General features: G+C 42.4%; 18 protein-coding genes. 2 read left to right on the forward strand and 16 right to left on the reverse strand.

Annotation, left to right across the window (positions count from 1 at the left end; genetic code table 11):
- Positions 1-174: 174 nt before the first annotated feature.
- Complete coding sequence (locus tag NAF01_RS19510; RefSeq protein ID WP_019380294.1) at positions 175-366, forward strand: hypothetical protein; 192 nt, start codon at positions 175-177, stop codon at positions 364-366.
- Positions 367-379: 13 nt separating this feature from the next.
- On the opposite strand, the gene ysxE is transcribed toward NAF01_RS19510, so the two are convergent.
- The 8 genes from ysxE to hemA all read right to left on the reverse strand — a co-directional run bounded on the left by ysxE (position 380) and on the right by hemA (position 9,593).
- Positions 380-1,438, reverse strand: coding sequence for a spore coat protein YsxE (gene ysxE, locus NAF01_RS19515; RefSeq protein WP_226618267.1), 1,059 nt, complete (start codon positions 1,436-1,438; stop codon positions 380-382).
- A gap of 93 nt (positions 1,439-1,531) precedes the next feature.
- Positions 1,532-2,809 carry a stage VI sporulation protein D gene (gene spoVID, locus NAF01_RS19520; RefSeq protein WP_048011010.1) on the reverse strand — a complete coding sequence of 426 codons (1,278 nt, stop codon included), beginning with the start codon at positions 2,807-2,809 and terminating at the stop codon, positions 1,532-1,534.
- Positions 2,810-2,954: 145 nt separating this feature from the next.
- A complete protein-coding gene (gene hemL / locus NAF01_RS19525; protein ID WP_197213228.1) occupies positions 2,955-4,241 on the reverse strand; it encodes a glutamate-1-semialdehyde 2,1-aminomutase in 1,287 nt (428 codons plus the stop codon).
- A 54-nt stretch (positions 4,242-4,295) separates the two neighbouring features.
- A complete protein-coding gene (gene hemB / locus NAF01_RS19530; protein WP_048011012.1) occupies positions 4,296-5,276 on the reverse strand; it encodes a porphobilinogen synthase in 981 nt (326 codons plus the stop codon).
- A complete protein-coding gene (locus NAF01_RS19535) occupies positions 5,276-6,055 on the reverse strand; it encodes a uroporphyrinogen-III synthase (protein WP_250801004.1) in 780 nt (259 codons plus the stop codon). The genes hemB and NAF01_RS19535 overlap by 1 nt, the downstream gene beginning before the upstream one ends.
- Positions 6,052-6,987, reverse strand: coding sequence for a hydroxymethylbilane synthase (gene hemC / locus NAF01_RS19540; RefSeq protein WP_250801005.1), 936 nt, complete (start codon positions 6,985-6,987; stop codon positions 6,052-6,054). The genes NAF01_RS19535 and hemC overlap by 4 nt, the downstream gene beginning before the upstream one ends.
- A gap of 408 nt (positions 6,988-7,395) precedes the next feature.
- Complete coding sequence (locus NAF01_RS19545) at positions 7,396-8,229, reverse strand: cytochrome c biogenesis protein (protein WP_035332624.1); 834 nt, start codon at positions 8,227-8,229, stop codon at positions 7,396-7,398.
- A 14-nt stretch (positions 8,230-8,243) separates the two neighbouring features.
- The gene (gene hemA / locus NAF01_RS19550; RefSeq protein ID WP_250801006.1) at positions 8,244-9,593 is read right to left on the reverse strand and encodes a glutamyl-tRNA reductase; all 1,350 of its coding nucleotides are present in this window, start codon (positions 9,591-9,593) and stop codon (positions 8,244-8,246) included.
- 228 nt (positions 9,594-9,821) lie between these two features.
- Here hemA and NAF01_RS19555 point away from each other — a divergent pair, with 228 nt between their 5' ends.
- Positions 9,822-10,307 (forward strand): LiaI-LiaF-like domain-containing protein, encoded by a 486-nt coding sequence (locus NAF01_RS19555; protein WP_048011016.1) that lies wholly within the window; start codon positions 9,822-9,824, stop codon positions 10,305-10,307.
- Between the two features lie 47 nt (positions 10,308-10,354).
- Here NAF01_RS19555 and NAF01_RS19560 read toward each other — a convergent pair whose 3' ends face one another.
- The 8 genes from NAF01_RS19560 to tig form a co-directional block, all read right to left on the reverse strand.
- Positions 10,355-11,092, reverse strand: a complete 738-nt coding sequence (locus tag NAF01_RS19560) for an amino acid ABC transporter ATP-binding protein (protein WP_048011017.1) — start codon at positions 11,090-11,092, stop codon at positions 10,355-10,357.
- A 13-nt stretch (positions 11,093-11,105) separates the two neighbouring features.
- Positions 11,106-11,753 (reverse strand): amino acid ABC transporter permease, encoded by a 648-nt coding sequence (locus NAF01_RS19565; protein ID WP_035332627.1) that lies wholly within the window; start codon positions 11,751-11,753, stop codon positions 11,106-11,108.
- 82 nt (positions 11,754-11,835) lie between these two features.
- Positions 11,836-12,618, reverse strand: a complete 783-nt coding sequence (locus NAF01_RS19570) for a transporter substrate-binding domain-containing protein (protein WP_048011019.1) — start codon at positions 12,616-12,618, stop codon at positions 11,836-11,838.
- Between the two features lie 326 nt (positions 12,619-12,944).
- Complete coding sequence (gene yihA / locus NAF01_RS19575) at positions 12,945-13,526, reverse strand: ribosome biogenesis GTP-binding protein YihA/YsxC (RefSeq protein WP_048011020.1); 582 nt, start codon at positions 13,524-13,526, stop codon at positions 12,945-12,947.
- A complete protein-coding gene (gene lon, locus NAF01_RS19580; protein ID WP_048011021.1) occupies positions 13,523-15,850 on the reverse strand; it encodes an endopeptidase La in 2,328 nt (775 codons plus the stop codon). Before lon ends, yihA begins: the two co-directional genes overlap by 4 nt.
- Positions 15,851-16,118: 268 nt before the next feature.
- Positions 16,119-17,786 carry an ATP-dependent protease LonB gene (gene lonB, locus NAF01_RS19585; protein WP_048011022.1) on the reverse strand — a complete coding sequence of 556 codons (1,668 nt, stop codon included), beginning with the start codon at positions 17,784-17,786 and terminating at the stop codon, positions 16,119-16,121.
- 157 nt (positions 17,787-17,943) lie between these two features.
- The gene (clpX, locus tag NAF01_RS19590; RefSeq protein WP_076257323.1) at positions 17,944-19,209 is read right to left on the reverse strand and encodes an ATP-dependent protease ATP-binding subunit ClpX; all 1,266 of its coding nucleotides are present in this window, start codon (positions 19,207-19,209) and stop codon (positions 17,944-17,946) included.
- A gap of 519 nt (positions 19,210-19,728) precedes the next feature.
- Positions 19,729-21,015, reverse strand: coding sequence for a trigger factor (gene tig / locus NAF01_RS19595; protein ID WP_163143692.1), 1,287 nt, complete (start codon positions 21,013-21,015; stop codon positions 19,729-19,731).
- Positions 21,016-21,035 lie beyond the last annotated feature (20 nt).

Consider the following 21,035-nt stretch of genomic DNA (forward strand, 5'->3'; position numbering starts at 1 on the left):
GGATATCCCAGTTTTTTATATATTATTCACTGTCTCCATTGAAGTGCTGATTAATCTGCCCTTATTCATTGCCGGGTGCGTGAATGTTATAGAGGGAAAAATGAAAATAGGCACTTTACGGAAAAAAGAATCATAGGATATATATAAGAACATTGGGAAAAGGGGTATGCACAAATGAGAAGAAAATATAATCCATACACACTGCCTCCCTGGTTAAGAACTTTCAGGAATGTATGTGCACAATTCATTATCCCGTTCTGTGTGTTTCAAGGCATAAGAACCATATTATTGCCTACTACCTTCGATGTACTGCTGCTCTCGCTGTTCATCCTGATCGCTATCGCCTTTCATCTTCAATTGGTTTAGGAGCCCGCTTTCTTCAGCTTTGGGCTCCTTCCTGTGTCTGAGCTTCTGCTGCGGCTTTGGCTTCCTGCTTTTGCCTCTCAATCTCATCGATTCTCATAACAGCATATTCAATATTTTTTAAAAGCCAGTACTGCCTTTGCAGATGCTGAACCGCCTTTCTCTCTCCTCTCTTTCCTTCCCCTTTATAATATTGTTCGCAAGCTTTGATAATCGGACCCGGATGAGCAAAGTAGCTTTGAAACAGCAGCATCTCGTCGTCCCTGAAGGGAAAGTACTTCATATATGTGTATATCCATTCTACACTTTCTTCCGATCTTTTTGGATATGTTTTCAGTGTTCTTGATAAAAACGGCAACAAATCATGGAGCGGCGATCCCTGTCTTGCATTTTCGAAATTTGTGAAGTAGCCATATCCCCTATCATCGTATAAAAAATGTTCGGTTGAAACTTTTCCATGAATGATGACCGTACGTGCTTTTTCACTTTCCTTTGTTTTTTCATACCAATCCTTAAATTTGTTTGTGGAGAATTTTAGTGCCTGGCTGACATCATGGTAGTATAGGGAAAACATTAGCTCAAAAGGAGACATATACTCTTTTCGTTCGCAGGCCTCGATGAATCCCTCCAAAAACTCCTTTTCCTTCTCCCATTCCTGTAAGGTATTTTCGTAATGTTCAGTACGGTCTTCTTTTTTTATAGGAACTTCCCGTGAGGACAATGTGTGGAGTCTTGCCAATTCCCTAATCATCTGCTGATGCCGCTCAAATCTGTCCTCCTTTTCTTCATTGGACATCCAGGGCATTAAATAAAATAATTCATTCTGATGGAGCACAGCATATCTCCCGTCCACCGTTGGGTAAATAGGAACTATTCTGTTATAGCCTTTTTGAAAGAGTGTTTGTACATGCCTTATAAAGTCCGCTCCACGCTGAGGCTTTATTTTTTTCAAAGCAAACACGCCTTTGCTGCTGTAAACCTTCTGAACTCTCCCAAAATCCTCTACAAAATGCGGCTCTAATGAATAATGTTTTAAAATGGGAGAGACTTTCTGCAGCCGATTTTTTTCTTCCACCTTAACCACTCACTTTCCAGAATGAAAAAATATATATTGGTCAAACAAAAATAGCTGAGCGGGTTATCAATACCTGCTCAGCCTTTTAACCTTTTAATGGGCTACCGCAACAGGAATGTACAGCACTTGCCCTTCATAAATATCCTGATTAATTTCCAGATGATTCACCCTTAATAGCTGCTGAGCCGGTATATCATACCTTTCAGCAATGGCATCAATTGTGTCACCGTTCTGCACAATGCAAACCTTGAGTTTAACATGTTCTTCCGACTCTTCCTTGCGGGCAAAAAACTCAGTTAACGACATGCTTTTCTTTTTGGAGATTTTCTTTTTCTTAGCTTCCTGTTCTGAAGAGGATGATGATTCCTCTGTTTCCTCAGGGGTTTGCTGTGCAGCTGCCTGGACAGGTTTCTTTTCAAAAGAGGGGCTATCCGATTCAGATGCTTCCGTCATTTGATAAATTTCCTGTGCAGTTGGCGGTGTTTCCTCTTCACTGCGCTGAGAAGAGAAAGATATTTCCGGTGCAGTTTTTTGCGTTTGTTCTTCTTGCGGCTGGTCTTGTGTTACTTCAAGCGCTGCCGGCACTGCAGGTTTGATGACTTCCTGCTCTTCCGTTTCAGGCTGCTTTCTTGCCTCTGCCTCAAATGGGATATATACCTCAGCTGTCTCCGGCTGCTCTTCCAGCTGTTCCTCTTCCCGTATATCTTCCTCGGCACCAGCGAATACCTGCTCAGCGGATGCCCGTTCCTCCCTTTCTTCCTCCTGCTCCTGTTCTTCCTGCTGATAAGACGGCCATTCCTGCAGAATCGGCTCTTCTTCCTCTGTCTCCTCCACCGCTTCAGGAGATCTGTACAGAGGCTCTAATTCTTCAATTTCAGGTTCAATTTCAGTTTCAGGTTCAATTTCTTCCTCCCATACTTGAACAGGCACATGCTGCTGATCGCCATATAATCCTGTTATGGTTAAATTAGCTGTCAGCTTCATACAGCTTCTTTCCGGCAGAACATAATCGAAGGACTCTACCGCAACGTCAATATCGTAAATGCTTTGGATTCTATTATTCGGAATGGTGATATCGACAGGAAAATAATGCTTGAATTCACAAATTCCTTCTCCCCGTTCTTCGATTGTCTGAACGAACTTGGTAACTGCAAAATCCTCTTGTTCTTCCTCGGATGCTTCTTCATCGCTGCGTCTATACTCACCCGCCAGTTCCAGTGCTCCCTGGATTGTTACATATTGATCGCTTTCCTGAATCGTTATATTGGGGTCTAACGAGATGGAAATCAGGTCTGATACTTCCTGTCCTTTTTGAAACCATACTGATTCTTCTAAAGAAAATCGTAAGCACGATGGATTCCCCTGAGACAAAGCGACTCCTCCCTTCGAATCTTTGCGTTTAATCACTATGTCATTAACAATCCTATGAGGGATGAGGATACTTTATGATTAGAAAAATAGCGCTTAATGGGAATATGAAAAACACTCATCAAAAATGATGAGTGTCAGGTTTTGCTTATTTTAATTTGGAGAATGCCTGTTCAGCAGCCAGGATTGTTTTTTCGATATCCTCATCTGTATGTGCAGTTGAGAGGAAGAGTCCTTCGAATTGGGATGGCGGCAGGAAGACTCCCTGGTTTGCCATTTCCCTGTAGTATTCTGCAAAGAATTCTAGGTTGGATGTTTTGGCTTTTTCATAGTTAATAACGTCTTCATTTGTAAAGAAGATGCCGATCATGGATCCGGCACGGTTGATGGTGTGCGGGATATCATATTTTTCAGCAGCTGCCTTAAGCCCTTCTTCCAGTCTGTCTGCTTTTCTTTCAAATTCTTTGTAGGAATCCGGTGTCAGCTGGCTTAAAGTCTCGAAACCGGCTGTCATGGCAAGAGGATTTCCTGATAATGTTCCTGCCTGGTAAATTGGGCCGCTTGGTGCAATCTGCTTCATTATTTCAGCTTTTCCGCCATATGCACCGACTGGGAGACCGCCGCCAATAACTTTTCCAAGACATGTAATGTCCGGAGTCACCCCAAAATAGCCCTGCGCACAATTGTAGCCAACGCGGAATCCGGTCATTACTTCATCAAAAATAAGCAGGGATCCGCTTTGCTCTGTAATTTCCCTTAAGCCTTCAAGGAAGCCTGGCTGTGGAGGAACGACTCCCATATTTCCAGCTACCGGCTCCACAATCACACCTGCAATATCATCTCCGAATTGTTCGAAGGCATATCTTACACTTTCAAGATCATTATAAGGAACTGTAATCGTGTTTTTAGCAACACCTTCAGGAACCCCCGGACTGTCAGGCAGCCCCAATGTTGCTACACCAGAGCCGGCTTTGATTAGAAGAGAATCGCCGTGGCCATGATAGCAGCCTTCAAATTTCATTATTTTATTCCGGCCGGTATATCCTCGGGCAAGTCTTAAAGCACTCATGGTAGCTTCTGTTCCGGAAGAAACCATCCGCACCACTTCGATGGATGGGACGCGCTCAATAACAAGCTTAGCAAGCTCGTTTTCAATTTCAGTTGGAGCTCCGAAGCTTGTCCCCATTTCAGCTACTTTTTTAATACCCTCGACCACACGTTCATTCGTATGACCCAGAATTAAGGGGCCCCAGGACAATACATAATCGATATATTCATTGCCATCGATATCGTAGATTTTAGAGCCGCGTCCGCGTTCCATAAAAATGGGATCCATATTAACCGATTTAAAGGCACGTACAGGAGAGTTTACTCCTCCAGGCATCAATTCGCTTGCCTCTTTAAAAGCCTTGTTAGATTTTTCATAAGAGCGCATGTCATCCCTCTTTTCAATTTAATAAGGAGTTTCATTAACTAATGATCTGCAGTTTTAGCCTTGTTCCTTAATCCACCTTGCCGCATCTTTTGCATGGTAAGTAATAATTAAATCACTTCCTGCACGCTTCATGCCTGTAAGCATTTCCATAACTATTCTCTGTTCATCGATCCAGCCGTTTTGTGCCGCAGCTTTAACCATTGAATATTCACCGCTCACATTATAAATCACAATTGGCAGATTGATGTTGTTCTTAACGTCCCGTACAATGTCCAAATATGGCATTCCCGGCTTAACTATCAGGAAGTCTGCCCCTTCCATTAAATCAGATTCAGCTTCGCGCATGGCTTCCATGCGGTTGGCAGGATCCATCTGATATGCTTTACGGTCGCCAAATTGCGGTGTGCTGTCAGCTGCATCTCGGAAAGGACCATAGAATGCAGATGCATATTTAACTGCATAAGACATAACAGGGATATCTTCAAATCCGGCTTCATCAAGACCTGCCCGGATGGCTGCTGTAAACCCATCCATCATATTTGATGGGGCAATAATGTCTGCTCCTGCTTTAGCCTGGCTTACAGCCGTCTGCACAAGCAGTTCCAGAGATGCATCATTCAGCACTTCCCCATTTTCAATTAAACCGCAGTGGCCATGGTCGGTATACTCGCAAAGGCAAGTATCAGCGATAATGATGATTTCCGGAAATTTAGCTTTAATAAATCTTGTAGCTTCCTGTACGATTCCATGATCATGATAAGCCTGCTGTCCACATGCATCTTTCTCTTTAGGAATTCCAAATAAGAGAACTGATTTTATTCCAAGAGAAACGACTTCGTTCATTTCCTCTTCAAGATGATCCAGCGATAAGTTGAAGATGCCCGGCATTGAAGGTATTTCTCTTTTAATGCCTTCTCCTTCTGCCACAAAAATCGGATAAATTAAATCCTCAGTACGCAAGAAGTTTTCACGAATAAGCGCTCTCATATTCGGACTTTTACGAAGGCGTCTATGCCTGTTAAATTGAAGATCCATTAATTTTCCCTCCTGGTTTCTGCTAAGTATCTGCTAATGCTCTTGAGCATGCTATGTACTGTATATTCTTCCGGAACTGCATGTACCTGCAGGCCATATGCCTCTGCACGTTCTTTAGTCACAGGGCCGATGCAGCCCACCACACTGTCTTTTACAGCATTCAGAAATCCAAGCTCCTTAACAGCCCCCATAAAATGATCCACTGTGGAAGGACTGGTAAAAGGAAGAATGTCTAACCCTTTTCCTGAAAGCTGATCTCTTAACAGACTGATGCTTTCACGTGGAAAAACAGTTTTATATACAATAATTTCATCAACATTTGCACCCTTTTCTGAGAGAGATGCTGCGATATAGTCACGTGCCAGATTTCCTTTAGGGATCAATACCTTCATCCCTTTTTCTACTAATGGCAAAAAATCCTCAACAAACCCTTCAGCAACATATTCTCCGGGCACAAACTGCACCTTTAATCCCTTGTCGGCAAGCAATTTTTTAGTTTTCTCGCCGATAACCGCTATTTTAGGGAAGGGGCTGCTTAGACTAAAATTTTCAAAAAAAGCATCCACAGCAGTTTTGCTGGTGAATATCACCCAGTCATAAGTATGAATTTTCTTATGGGCCTGAAATAAAGCTATATCCCGCAAAGGCTCGAAAGCAATCAGGGGGATCTCAACCGGCATCCCCCCATAGCTTCGGATAAGAGCTGAAAAGGACTGAGCCTCTTTTTTCCCTCTTGGCACCAGAACATTCATGCCTTCTAAAGGGGAAGTCCGTTTCATTGCCCGTCAAGCTCCTCTTTTACCCTGTCGATAAGCTCTTTAGCTCCCTGTTCGGTTAACTTAACAGCCACCTTAACACCAAGCTCTTCCGGGTTTGAACCTGTTAATGTCTCCTTATAAATCACTTTTCCATCAGGAGAGCCTACAAGTCCAGTTAACTCCAATTCCCCTGTTTCATTAATTGTTGCAAACCCTGCAATCGGAACCTGGCAGCCGCCTTCCATCTTATGCAGGAACTCACGCTCTGCACGTACAGTCTGGTTCGTCTCAGGGCATGTGAATTTATCCAGCAATGCCCGAAGCTCCTTATCACTTTCACGGCACTCTATGGAAAGTGCTCCCTGGCCAACTGCCGGCACACAGATTTCCGGCTCCAGGAATTCCGTAACAGCATCCGATGCCCAGCCCATCCTGGATAGACCTGCTGCCGCAAGAATGATTGCATCATATTCTTCCGTTTCCAGTTTGGATAATCGGGTATCTATGTTTCCTCTGATCCACTTAATCTCGAGATCCGGACGCTGCGCCAGAAGCTGTGCCCCTCTGCGCAGGCTGCTTGTTCCAATTACAGATCCCGGCTTTAAGTCATTCAGTTTGATATGCCCTTTTGAAATGAGTGCATCCCGATGGTCTTCTCTTTCCGGAATGCTTCCAATTGTCAGACCTTCCGGAAGAACAGCAGGCATATCCTTCATGCTATGTACAGCCATATCAATTTCCTCATCAAGCATGGCCTGTTCAATTTCCTTTACGAATAAACCTTTTCCTCCGACCTTTGAAAGGGTAACATCAAGAATTTTATCACCTTTTGTGACAATTTCCTTCACTTCAAACTCAAAGGATGAATCGATGTTTTTCAATTGGCTGATCACCCAGTTGGTCTGAGTTAATGCCAGCTTGCTTCGTCTTGAACCTACAATTATTTTTCTCATGACAGCCTCCTGCAATTATGTCTGGCAGCGAACAGCCGCCTCCGCTTTTCTTTGTCCAGCTCCGGCTCCTGCCCCTCGAGGTCATAAGCTGTTATGCTCTGCGGCAAACTGCGCCGCGGCCGCAGACCATCTTATGCTTGTCGGGCCTGAACAGTCGCCTCCGCTTTTCTTTGTCCAGCTCCGGCTCCTAGCCCCTCGAGGTCATAAGCTGTTCTGCTCTGCGGCAAACTGCGCCGCGGCCGCAGACCATCTTATGCTTGTCGGGGCTGAACAGTCGCCTCCGCTTTTCTTTGTCCAGCTCCGGCTCCTAGCCCCTCGAGGTCATAAGCTGTTCTGCTCTGCGGCAAACTGCGCCGCGGCCGCAGACCATCTTATGCTTGTCGGGGCTGAACAGTCGCCTCCGCTTTTCTATGAATACCAAAAATGGAAAGATGAAAGTTTGCCGAATAAAAAGAAGTTAATTAATACAATTAAAAATGATGCTAAATTCCAGAGTGCTAAAGATTTTCCATATAAGCCCTTTCCTACTTTCATATAGAGATAAATACTATATAAAGCCAGGACAATGAATGAACCGATTACCTTGGAGTCATACCAGACCATATGCGGCAGTTTAATGTATGCCCACTGGATGCCTAAAATTAAACTTATCATCAGCATAGGTACACCGATTACATTTAATACATAGGACATATGTTCAAGCTTTGACAAATCCGTTATCCGGAGCAGCCTCGTTCCCCACTTTTTCCTTTTCAGCAAATCATATTGAATAAGATACAGCAATGAGAAAACGAAGGAGAGCGAGAAGGCTCCATATGAAAGTATCGCAACTGTTATATGAATCAGCAGCAGTTCTGATATGAGCTGCTGCGCTTTGACAGCCGAATCAATCTGCACAGGTGCGAATGTATGGATCGCCATTATGATAAAGCCGAGAACATTTGTAAAAAAGACGATAAAATCAACTCTAAGCAGCCTGTTAATTCCCAAAGAAAGAGTGATAAGCACCCAGGCATAAAAGTACAGGCCCTCAAAAATGGTCAATACGGGAAATCTTCCTGTATTAATCATATAAAGAATTAGGAACACCGTTTGAAGCACCCATACAAATGCAAGTAACCAGAAGGCAATTCTATTCGCCTTCCGGTTATGATGAAGAAAATCAATAAAATATAATAAGACACATAAGGCATACAGAACCACCGTGAATTCATGCAGCCGTGTCATATAGATGTCAAACATGGACAGAACCCCTTTTATGATTGAAAGGAAGTTTGCTGTGATTGAGCGAATGCGTGCTTTGGTTTAGCTGCTGCGTGCACGTTCTGCTGATCTGAAACAAGTTCTTCTATATTAAAGATTTTTACAAATAAATCTAATGCCTGTTCGGAATCTTTCTGTCCAGCCATTTCTTTAGCTTGTAAAATAGGATCCTTTAATAGCTGATTGATAATGCTCTTTGTATGCTTGTTCAGCACTTTTTTATCACGATCACTCAAATGCGGCAGCTTTCTTTCAATGCTTGTCATGGTTTCACTCTGTATAGCCAGTGCTTTCTCACGCAAGGCGGAAATGACCGGAACAACACCAAGCAGGTTCAGCCATTGCTTGAATTCAACAATCTCTCCTTCAATCATAAGCTGAATCTTTTCGGCTGCCTTTTTACGCTCCTGAAGGTTCGCTTCAACAATGCCTTCAAGATCATCAATATCATATAGGAAAACACTGTCCAGGTCTGCCAGTTTCGGATCCAGGTCTCTTGGAACAGCAATATCAACCATAAATAGAGGCTTGCCTTTACGCATTCTTTCTGCGTAAGCCATCATTTCCTTTGTGACAACAAATTCTTTGGCCCCTGTAGAACTGATTAAAATATCAGCTTCAACAAGAGCACACTGAAGCTCATGCAGCGTTTTTGCCTGGCCCGCATAGCGGCTTGCAAGATTCTGTGCTTTCTCAAATGTACGGTTAATTACCGTTACTTTGCTTGCTCCGTTGGCATGAAGATTTTGGATTGCCAGCTCACCCATTTTACCGGCTCCTAATATTAGAACATGTTTATTTTCGAGTGATCCAAAAATCTTCTTAGCCAGTTCCACTGCTGCATAGCTGACAGATACTGCATTTGCTCCTATATCCGTTTCGGAGTGTGCACGCTTAGCAAGCGTTACTGCCTGCTTAAACAAGTGGTTAAAGACGGTACCGGTTGAATTTTCCGATTGAGCTCCCAGGAAACTAGACCTTACCTGTCCTAAAATCTGTGTCTCGCCAAGGATCATGGAGTTTAGGCCGCATGCTACTTTGAATAGATGCTCTATTGCCCCATCCCCTTCATAAATAAATAGGAATGGAGAAAATTCATTCTGATCCATATTGAAATGTTCTGCCAAAAATTCCTTTATATAATAGCGGCCAGTATGAAGCTGGTCCACAACTGCATAAATTTCGGTCCGATTGCAAGTAGACAGAATGACATTCTCTAAAATGCTTTTTTTGTCATTTAAAGTCTTCATTGCCTCGCCCAATTGTGAAGGATTAAAGGTTAGACGTTCACGGATTTCAACAGGGGCAGTTTTATAGTTAAGACCGACGACTAAGATATGCATTGAAATTGACACCCCCAGAATTATTGCCTAGTTCATTAATATTAATTATATCATTTCTATTTTTTCAATTAATGCTTAAATGTGAACAGATAATGAACACATATGATACTATATTTTAAACAGGAGCCTTGTATTAAGGTAATCTTAAAATAGACAAATACTCCCTTATGTACAGTAACAAAAAAACTTGCCGGATTCAAGTGAACCTTATTGGAAGTGGTGTTTTTCATGAAAAATCAGCGTATTTTCCCCGGAATTATTTTACTCGGATTTGGAGCCTACTTTTTTCTCCAGCAGAGCGGATTTACTGCCTTACAGTCTTATTATTCCTGGCCGACTCTTCTCATTATCGTCGGAGCAGCCTTTTTAACTCAGGGATATGGCGCCAGGGATTATGACTCCATATTGCCAGGGGTTATTTTAACCGGATTTGGCCTGCATTTTCATGTGGTGAACCGCCTCGAAATTTGGCCGGATCATATTGGTACATTCATTCTTATAATTGCTCTCGGCTTCCTCCTTCGGCATCAGAAAACAGGTGCAGGATTATTCCAGGGCATCTTATTCTTAATTCTTGCCGCGTTGCTCCTGTTTTATGACAGAGTAGCTGAGTGGATGGGACTTCTTGAAAATGGCGTCTCTGATGTTTGGCAGTTTTGGCCAATCTTATTAATGTTAATTGGATTATATTTTTTACTATCAAAGAAAAAATAAAAGACAGGGATATTTAGCTTTTCCCTGTCTTTTACCATTAAAACTGTCTAAAGAACCGAATCCAAGAAATTTTTGGTTCTCTGCTCTCTTGGATTGTTAAACAAGTCCTCCGGGTGTCCCACTTCTACAATTCTTCCGTCATGCATATAGACAGCCCAGTCTGCCACTTCTCTTGCAAAGCCCATTTCATGCGTGACGACGACCATTGTCATGCCTTCCAGGGCCAGCTCCTTCATTGTGGAAAGCACTTCCCCCACCAGCTCCGGATCCAGTGCCGATGTCGGCTCATCAAAAAGCATGATATCGGGCTTCATCGCCAGTGCCCTTGCAATGGCTACACGCTGCTTTTGTCCGCCTGAAAGTTTTGATGGGTATACATTCTCCTTGTCAGAAAGCCCAACTTTTTTTAATAGCTCCTGGGCATCGTTTTTCACTTGATCCTTAGGAAGCTTTTTCACATGCAAAGGTGCTTCCATCACATTTTCGAGAACAGTCATATGAGGAAATAAATGAAAATGCTGAAAGACCATTCCTACTTTTTCTCTTACTTTATTTAGGTCATGTGTTTCTTTCTCAACCTTTTCACCCTCAAAAATGATATTGCCGCTGTCCTTTAATTCAAGAAAGTTCAAGCAGCGGAGCAGTGTGCTTTTTCCGGACCCGCTGGCACCAATCAGGCAAACAACATCGCTTTCCTTCACTGTTATGTCAATGTCTTTCAGGACATGGAGATCCCCGAATGATTTGTTCAATTTTTCTACCTTGATCATGTACGATTCACTCATTCCTCATTCCTCCTCAATCACTGCTTGCCATTCTTTTCTCAATCATATTTACAAGGATGGAGAAAATAAGTACAAGTACTAAATAGTAAACAGCTACAATCAGCAAATAGCTCATGTAGTCATATTCATTGGAACCATATGTTGTTGCCACGTTAAAGAGCTCGTACATGCCGATGAAGGAAGCCAGTGAGGAATCCTTCAATGCAATGATAAACTGATTCCCAAGAGGCGGCATAGCCCGGCGGAATGCCTGAGGAAGAATGATTCTTCTCATCGCAAGGCCGGCAGTCATACCCAGTGAACGTCCTGCTTCCATTTGTCCTTTGTCGATGGATTGAATGGAGCCCCTGAAAATTTCGGCTATATAGGCACCGTTGTGAAAAGCAAGTCCAAGCACAACCGACCAAAACTGTGAAATATCCAGCGCTGTCAATCCGAAATAGAAAATGAATATCTGGACAACAAGAGGCGTTCCCCTCACAAGAAAAATATAGATGTCTGCAATCCATTCCAGAACTTTCACTCTTGATATCTTTAAAAAAGCAAAAAACAACCCTATAAAAATAGCAATAAACACCGATACAATGGTTAATTGAAAGGTTAAGAGCATCCCCTTTAAAAATACGGGATATGTATCAATAAACTTTGTAAATAAATCCACAAAAATCCCCCTTCAGATGGCAATTTCATTCTGTGTAAAAAAACAAAACAGGCGAATGTCTAATACACATCCGCCCGCAATGTTATTCCTTCTCAGGATCAACTGTTATATCTTCACCGATATATTTTTTGCTGATTTCTGTGAGTGTTCCATTCTCGCGAAGTGTTTCAAGAGCTTCATTCACTTTTTCGAGCAGCTCTTTATTATCCTTTGCAACTGCAATTGCCTGCTCACTGCGGCCAAGCAGCTCTTTGCCTTCAATTTTCATTCCGGCGCCAATTGCTTCTTTGCCTGTAACAAAATCAGTGATAACAGCATCATGTTTTCCCTTGCTCAATGCTTCCAGGGCGACAACATCACTGTCATAAAACTGAATGTTATCTGTCACTTCCTCTGCATTTGATGTGTATGTTGATCCTTTTGATACTGCAATCTCCTTGCCTTCAAGATCAGACAGTGTCTCAATCGTGCTATCCGGACGCACATATATTTGCGGGCCTGAATAGTAATATGGTGTTGAAAAATTGACTGCTTTCAAACGTTCTTCGGTAATGGTGTGGCTGGCTACCGCTGCATCAAAACGGCCTGACTTAACTCCCTCCACTATACCGCCGAACTTAAATTTATTCTGAACCGGCTCAAGCCCGAGTTCTTTTGCTACAGCCTCTGCTACATCAATATCAAAGCCGCTCATGCTTCCATCATCATTTGTATAACTAAAAGGTTTGAACTCTCCCGAAGCCGCATATGTAAATTTGTCTTCGTCTACTAGATCCATTCCGCTTTTAGAAGCTTCTTCTGATCCGCATGCAGCCAGGACCAATACAAAAGCAGCTGCTATGATTCCTTTTAACCAATGTCTCACTAGTCTAAATTCCCCCTTCAGTATCTCTCTTTTTTATGTGCCCTTTAACTCTATCATCATTTATGAATATTCTCAAAATTCATATTTTATGATAATTTATGAAATAAAAGTATATAAGCTGTTCTCATTAAATGATCATCTGCAGACTCCAACATAACTCCATATTCTCCCGTATCCTTGAGATTCCTTACCTTTCGACAAAATTAATATACAGTTAATACCAAATGCGCAGTGAAATACAGGTTATCTCAAATACCCATTTCCAGGACGAAAGACCTGAATGGAGAAAACAAAAAATCCCGCTGCAAATGCTGCGGGATTTTTATTTACATATAGCTTTTTAATGCCGACCAGGCCTGGTCTTTCCCATAACCTGTTTCAGAAGAAAACATAATGATCTGATCATTCGGATCGATATCCAATGTTTCTTTCGTGATTTTCATATGTTTTTGCCACTTGGATTTCGGTATTTTATCCGCTTTTGTGGCTATTACAACACAGGGAATTTCATAATGCTTTAAAAAGTTGTACATCATGACATCGTCACTTGTAGGGGGATGGCGCAAATCAACAATCAGCACAACTGCTTTTAACTGCTCTCTGTTTGTTAAGTATGTTTCTATCATCTTTCCCCAAGCTTCACGTTCCTTTTTGGATACCTTTGCATACCCATAGCCCGGAACATCAACAAAGTGAAGAATTTCGTTAATAAGGTAAAAATTCAGGGTTTGTGTCTTCCCCGGCTTAGAGGATATTCTGGCAAGTCCTCTTCGATTAAGCATTTTATTAATGAAAGAAGATTTGCCGACGTTTGAACGGCCGGCTAGGGCAAATTCCGGCAAATCACTTTCAGGATATTGATCAGGCTTAACAGCACTGATGACTATTTCTGAGCTGGTTACTTTCATGCTTGTGCACCGCCATTCAGGGCATGTTTCAAGACTTCGTCCACATGTGATACCAAAACGAAATCAAGTTCTTCCCTGATGCTTTCAGGGATATCTTCAATGTCTTTTTCATTATCTTTAGGGAGGATGATCTTCGTCAATCCTGCACGATGGGCGCTCAAAGATTTTTCTTTCAAGCCGCCAATAGGAAGCACCCGGCCTCTTAAAGTAATTTCCCCTGTCATTCCCACTTCTTTACGGATTGGTTTTCCTGAAAGAGCAGAAACCAGGGCGGTTGTAATTGTTATTCCGGCAGATGGGCCGTCTTTCGGGACAGCACCTTCGGGAACATGGATATGAATGTCATGCTTTTCATGGAAGTTCTCATCAATGCCCAGTTCTTTAGCTTTTGAACGAACATAACTGAATGCCGCTTGAGCAGACTCTTTCATCACATCCCCCAGTTTGCCTGTAAGAACGAGCTTTCCTTTTCCGGGAGAAAGGGATACTTCTATTTGAAGGGTATCGCCGCCAACTGTTGTATAGGCAAGCCCTGTCGCAACGCCAACCTGGTCTTCAAGCTCAGCCTGACCATATCGGTATTTTGGCTTCCCAAGAAACTCTTCAGCATTTTTTGCATTCACAATCACTTTCTTCTTTTCCCCGGATACAATAATTTTAGCCGTTTTTCTGCAGATAGTAGCCAGCTGGCGCTCTAAACCGCGGACTCCTGCCTCACGGGTATAATAGCGGACTACCTTCTGAAGTCCATCCTCACGAATCTGAAGCTGGGATTTCGAAAGACCATGCTCTTTAATTTGCTTAGACAGCAGGTGGTCTTTAGCTATGTGGATCTTCTCCTGCTCTGTATAGCCTGCAATCGTGATAACTTCCATTCTGTCCAGCAGCGGGCCAGGGATTGTGCCAAGATTATTGGCTGTGGCTATGAACATGACCTTTGAAAGATCATAGGTTTCTTCAATGTAATGATCACTAAAATTATGGTTCTGCTCAGGGTCTAAAACCTCCAGCATCGCAGATGAAGGATCCCCGCGGAAATCAGAGGACATTTTGTCGATTTCATCAAGCAGGAATACAGGGTTAATCGTCCCTGCCTTTTTCATGCCCTGAATGATGCGGCCAGGCATGGCACCAACATAAGTTCGTCTATGTCCGCGAATCTCAGACTCATCCCGGACTCCGCCGAGTGATACTCGGACGAAATTACGATTTAGCGATGTTGCAATAGAACGTGCAAGACTTGTTTTACCGACACCTGGAGGCCCTGCAAGGCATAGGATTGGTCCCTTAAGGGAGTTCGTCAGCTTTTGCACTGCAAGATATTCCAAAACCCGTTCCTTTACTTTTTCAAGACCGTAATGGTCTTCATTCAGGATTCTCTCAGCCCTCTGAATATCCAGGTCATCTTCAGTTGACTTCGACCATGGCAATGTGACAAGCCACTCAATATAATTACGGATAACCGCGCTTTCGGCTGAACTGGATGGAACCTTTTCGTAGCGATCCAGTTCTTTTAAAGCGGTAAGCTGGACATGTTCAGGCATACCGGCGTTTTCAATCTTTTCCGTCAGCTCAGCGATTTCTCCTGTCTTGCCTTCCTTATCCCCAAGTTCTTTTTGGATTGCCTTCATCTGTTCACGCAGATAATATTCCTTCTGCGTACGTTCCATTGATTTTTTTACACGCTGGCCAATCTTTTTTTCAAGGTTCAGAACTTCTTTTTCATTATGGATGATTTCAATAACCTGATTCATGCGCTCTTTAACATCAATGGTTTCAAGTATTTCCTGTTTTTCCTTTAGCTTTAAAGGCAAGTGGGAAGAGATGATATCTGCCATACGCCCCGGCTCTTCTATATCTGCTACAGAAGAGTAAGTTTCGGCTGATATTTTCTTCGATACCTTTATGTATTGCTCAAAATATTCAAGCATAGTCCTCATCAATGCCTGATCTTCTACGTCCTTTGTCTCAGGATCCTCAAAAACCTTCACACTAACGGAATAATGTACAGTTTCGTCCTGAAAATCAATGATTTGCGCTCTCTTAAGCCCTTCAACAAGAACACGGATTGTACCGTTTGGAAGCTTGAGCATCTGCTTGACACGTGTGAGCGTGCCCATTCCATAAAGATCATCTTCTGATGGTTCATCTATAGATATATCCTTTTGTGTTGTTAAGAAAATTAAATGGTCATCTACCATTGCTTTTTCCAGAGCCTGAACCGATTTCTCACGGCCTACATCCAAATGCAGAACCATGGTCGGATAAACGAGCAAGCCCCGAAGCGGCAGGAGGGGGACGATGATTTCTTTCTTTTTCGCCATTCCATTGCACCTCCAAAATGCATCTTTTTAACCCCATTATTGCTAATAATTTCTTTGTACAATTCTATCGTATTTAAATAGCAGTGTCTATTAAAGAGAAATAGCGGAAAGCCGTATTTCAATGATATTCATTTATAATTACACTTTATCCTTCTTTACGCAAATAAAACTTCGGTTTGTAGCCTAAACTGCAAACCGAAGTTTCTGACCGCGATTAGCGGAGGCGTTTATACAGCGGGCTTTCAGCAACTGCAAACCGGGCCACACATCATATGCTTTCTTTTTTCTTTAATTCGATTGAAGCAGTTACAGCCTGCTCTTTGAGATACTCTTTTTGAAGCGCTGCCTCAAATACCTCATTCAAATGAGATACCGGGATGATCTTAATTCCTGTTATCTCCTTTAAGATGGATTGCATATTTTCTTTTGGAATGATTACTGTCTGTGCTCCCGCTTTTTTGGCAGCCTTCACCTTAGGATATACGCCTCCGATTGGCTTTACATACCCATGAATGCTGATTTCCCCGGTCATAGCAACAGTATTGTCAACTGGCCGTTTATAAATGGCAGAATAAATCCCTGTCGCCATGGCAATGCCGGCTGAAGGACCGTCAATTGGAACTCCGCCAGGGAAGTTGACATGAATATCATATTCGTCAGCCGGGACGCCCATCGATCTCAGAACGGTAATAACATTTTCAATTGAACCCCTGGCCATACTTTTTCTCCGGATTGACTTTCCTTGGCCGCCAATGCTTTCTTCTTCCACTATGCCTGTAATATTAATGCTGCCCTTCTCCTTTGCAGGAATCACAGTAACTTCAATATCCAGCAGAGCACCTGTGTTCGGCCCATATACCGCCAGTCCGTTGACAAGGCCAACAGCAGAATGGGAATTGATTTTTCTCTCCATTCTCGGTGAAAGCTGACTCGATTGGACAACCCACTCAATATCTTCATCTTTTATGTAATCACGGTCCTCAGTAATTGCCAAACCCGCAGAGATTTGAATCATATTTACCGCTTCGCGTCCATTTCTTGCATAATTAGCAAGAATGCCAAGCCCCTTTTCACTAACAGCGAGATTGACCTTTTCCGCAGCTTTTCCAGCTACAGCTACTATCTCTTCTTCAGCTAACTCCCTGAAAAATACCTCCATACATCTGGAACGAATGGCAGGCGGAATTTCATTAGGTGTTCTGGTAGTTGCACCGATCAGGCGGAAGTCCGCAGGCAGGCCATTTTTAAAAATATCATGAATATGGGTTGGTATTTGAGTGTTTTCTTCATTATAATAAGCGCTTTCCAGAAATACTTTCCGGTCTTCAAGCACTTTCAGGAGCTTGTTCATCTGAATGGGGTGAAGCTCACCGATTTCATCAATAAAAAGCACACCGCCATGTGCATTTGTAACAGCACCCTGTTTAGGCTGCGGAATTCCCGCCTGTCCCATCGCCCCTGCCCCCTGATAGATAGGATCATGAACAGAACCTATCAGGGGATCCGCAATACCCCTCTCATCAAATCTCGCAGTAGTGGCATCCAGTTCGATAAAAACAGAAGCTGCCTTAAAGGGTGATTTTGCATTTTTCTTGGCTTCTTCCAGAACCAATCTGGCCGCAGCCGTTTTTCCCACGCCCGGTGGACCATAAATAATAACATGCTGAGGATTGGGTCCGCACAATGCTGCTTTCAGAGATTTAATTCCATCTTCCTGCCCCACAATGTCAGCAAAACTGGATGGACGAACTTTTTCTGATAAAGGTTCAGTTAATGAAATGGAACGCATCTTTTTTAATACATCCATTTCTTTCCTTGATTCACGGTCGATAGAAACTTTCTGTGTCCGCTGGCTCCTAAGCAAATTCCAAAAATAAAGCCCAATGACAATTCCAAAAAACAATTGGATAAATAAAGCGATCCCCGTCCAACTCATTGTGTTCCCTCCTGCATTATTGTTCTCGGTAATAATGCTAGTATCTCCCTGACTGAGTTGGAATAAACAAGGAATTCATTTAAAAGTAAGGTAAGAAAAAGGGTCAGAAAGGCGCAAAAAAATGGCCATGCCCCGCAGGGACTGGCCATTTTTTCAATTACGCTGAAGTCTTGCGCTCTTCTTCTACGACTGTACCGTCCTCCAAAACAAGCTTAGGAGAACCGTTATCGATAACCGTTTCTTTCGTAATAATGCATTTTTTAATATCTTCGCGCGAAGGAAGATCAAACATTACATCCAGCATAATGCCTTCAATAATGGAGCGCAGTCCGCGGGCACCTGTTTTTCTTTCAATTGCTTTTTTAGCAATTTCCTCCAGTGCGCCTTCTTCGAACTCAAGCTCAACATCATCTAGTTCAAGCATTTTTTGGTATTGTTTGACAAGTGCATTTTTAGGTTTAGTTAAAATCTCAATTAAAGCCGCTTCATCAAGCTGGGAAAGGCTTGCAATAACTGGAAGACGTCCAATAAATTCAGGGATTAATCCGAATTTCAGCAAGTCTTCAGGAAGCACTTTTGCAAGAAGATCCTTTGGCTCGATTTCTTTTTGATTCTGGTCGGAACCAAAGCCAATTACCTTCTGGCCTAAACGGCGTTTAATAATTTGCTCAATGCCATCGAAGGCTCCGCCGCAAATAAACAGGATATTGGTCGTGTCAATCTGGATAAATTCCTGATGAGGATGCTTGCGGCCGCCTTGTGGAGGTACGCTTGCAACTGTTCCTTCAAGAATTTTCAACAGCGCCTGCTGCACACCTTCACCAGATACATCACGAGTTATAGACGGATTTTCCGACTTACGTGCAACTTTATCAATCTCATCAATATAAATGATTCCTTTTTCTGCCTTTTCCACATCATAATCTGCTGCCTGAATAAGCTTTAGGAGGATATTTTCAACATCTTCCCCGACATATCCGGCTTCAGTTAATGATGTCGCATCTGCAATGGCAAATGGAACATTAAGAATACGAGCCAATGTCTGAGCCAGCAAGGTTTTACCGCTTCCAGTCGGCCCGATCATGGCAATATTACTTTTAGATAGTTCAACTTCATCAATTTTGCTGTTGGAATTGATGCGCTTATAGTGATTATATACTGCAACAGACAGAGATTTCTTCGCCTGCTCCTGGCCAATTACATATTCATCCAGAATATCGCGGATTTCAGCCGGCTTTGGCACATCTTTGAACTCCACTTCTTCTTCTGTTCCCAGTTCTTCTTCCACAATTTCAGTGCAAAGTTCAATGCATTCATCACATATATATACTCCAGGCCCAGCAACAAGTTTGCGGACCTGATCCTGTGTCTTGCCACAGAAAGAACACTTCAATTGCCCTTTTTCGTCATTAAATTTAAACAAATCCTTCACCCCTTGAAAAAACTTCAAAACGATATATAAAGCTTGCGAAATCACATGCATTTAGTTCTTTGTTCAGCCATAGAAAGGTTGGGAATGAAAGCGGACACTGAGTCATTGCACTTGCAAAACAGGCCTCTTTAATCATTCACACTTTCGTAAAAATCAAAACCTTCAGCAGTTATGTATTGCATTGTAACACATTTTTACAGTGGACAGGAAATGATAACTCTTAAAACATTTCAATTATGTATGCATGCATGTGATGGGACTTCGCAAAGATAAACCAGGCTGAATTTTATATGTACTTTCATAAGCTTAACCAAAAATGGCTAAATTAAGTCGGCCCTCTGGACCGATAATTAAATTATCTATTTATATGTATTTGTATTCCTGTCCATGTGCAATATGCCGTAAAACTTTTCACCAGGCAAAAGGTACAAGGGAGATTTTTATTATGTAAGGTCTTGATGGTATAAAACAAGGCACGATAAACTCGCGCCTTGTTTACTACTATTTCTATTATGCAACAGTCTTGCTATTTTCCACAAGGAAATCTACTGCTTTTTTAATTTGAAGATCTGCTTTTAAGCCTTCAAGGCTTCCAAGAGCTTGTGTGATCTGGTCAGCAGACATGTTGTACATTTCTGCCATTTTGTTAAGTTCTTCTGAAACTTCTTCATCGCTTACTTCGATGTTTTCAGCTTTTGCGATTGCTTCAAGAGTCAGGTTAACGCGGACGCGCTTTTCAGCTTCCTCTTTCATTTGCTCGCGCAGTGCAGCTTCATCCTGTCCGGAGAACTGGAAGTATAGTTCAAGGTTCATGCCTTGCATTTGAAGACGCTGTTCGAACTCCTGCATCATGCGGTTAACTTCAGTATCAACCATTGCAGCCGGGATTTCCATTTCTGCATTAGCAGCAGCTGCTTCAACAACAGTGTCGCGGACATGGTGCTCAGCTTCATGCTTTTTGCTTTCTTCTAAGCGAGTTTTAATTTTTTCTTTTAATGCATCCAAAGTTTCAACTTCTTCGTCTGCATCTTTAGCAAACTCATCATCAAGCTCAGGAAGCTGTTTTGTTTTAATTTCATGTACAGTTACTTTAAAAGTTGCAGGCTTACCAGCTAGCTCAGCCGCATGGTATTCCTCTGGGAAAGAAACTTCAACATCTTTAGATTCTCCAGCAGCAGTACCAATCAGCTGCTCTTCAAATCCAGGGATGAATTGTCCTGAACCAAGTTCTAAAGAGTAGTTCTCAGCTTTTCCGCCTTCGAAAGCTTCACCATCAACGAATCCTTCAAAGTCCATAACAACTGTATCGCCGTTCTCTGCTTTGCCTTCTTCTTTAACAGCCAGTTCAGCTTGTCTTTCCTGAAGGGAAGTTAACTCATTGTTAACATCTTCTTCAGTAACGTTTGTTTCAAGCGGCTTAACTTCAACACCTTTGTATTCGCCAAGCTTTACTTCAGGCTTAACAGTTACTGTAGCTTTGAAGATAAGGCTTTTTCCTTTTTCGATTTGCTCAACATCGATTTCAGGACGATCAACAGGCTCAATGCCAGTTTCATCAATTGCATTAGCATATGCTTCTGGAAGAAGATAATCCACTGCATCCTGGTATAAAGATTCAACTCCGAAACGCTTTTCAAACATTCCGCGAGGCATTTTACCTTTACGGAATCCAGGTACATTTACCTGCTTAACTACTTTTTTGAATGCAGCGTCTAAACCTTCGGTTACTTTCTCTGCATCTACTTCAATTGTAAGAACCCCGCGGTTCCCTTCTAACTTTTCAAATTTAGCAGACATACAATCATTTCCCTCCAAAA

This window comes from Cytobacillus firmus (assembly GCF_023657595.1).
Lineage (GTDB): Bacteria > Bacillota > Bacilli > Bacillales > Cytobacillaceae > Cytobacillus > Cytobacillus firmus_B.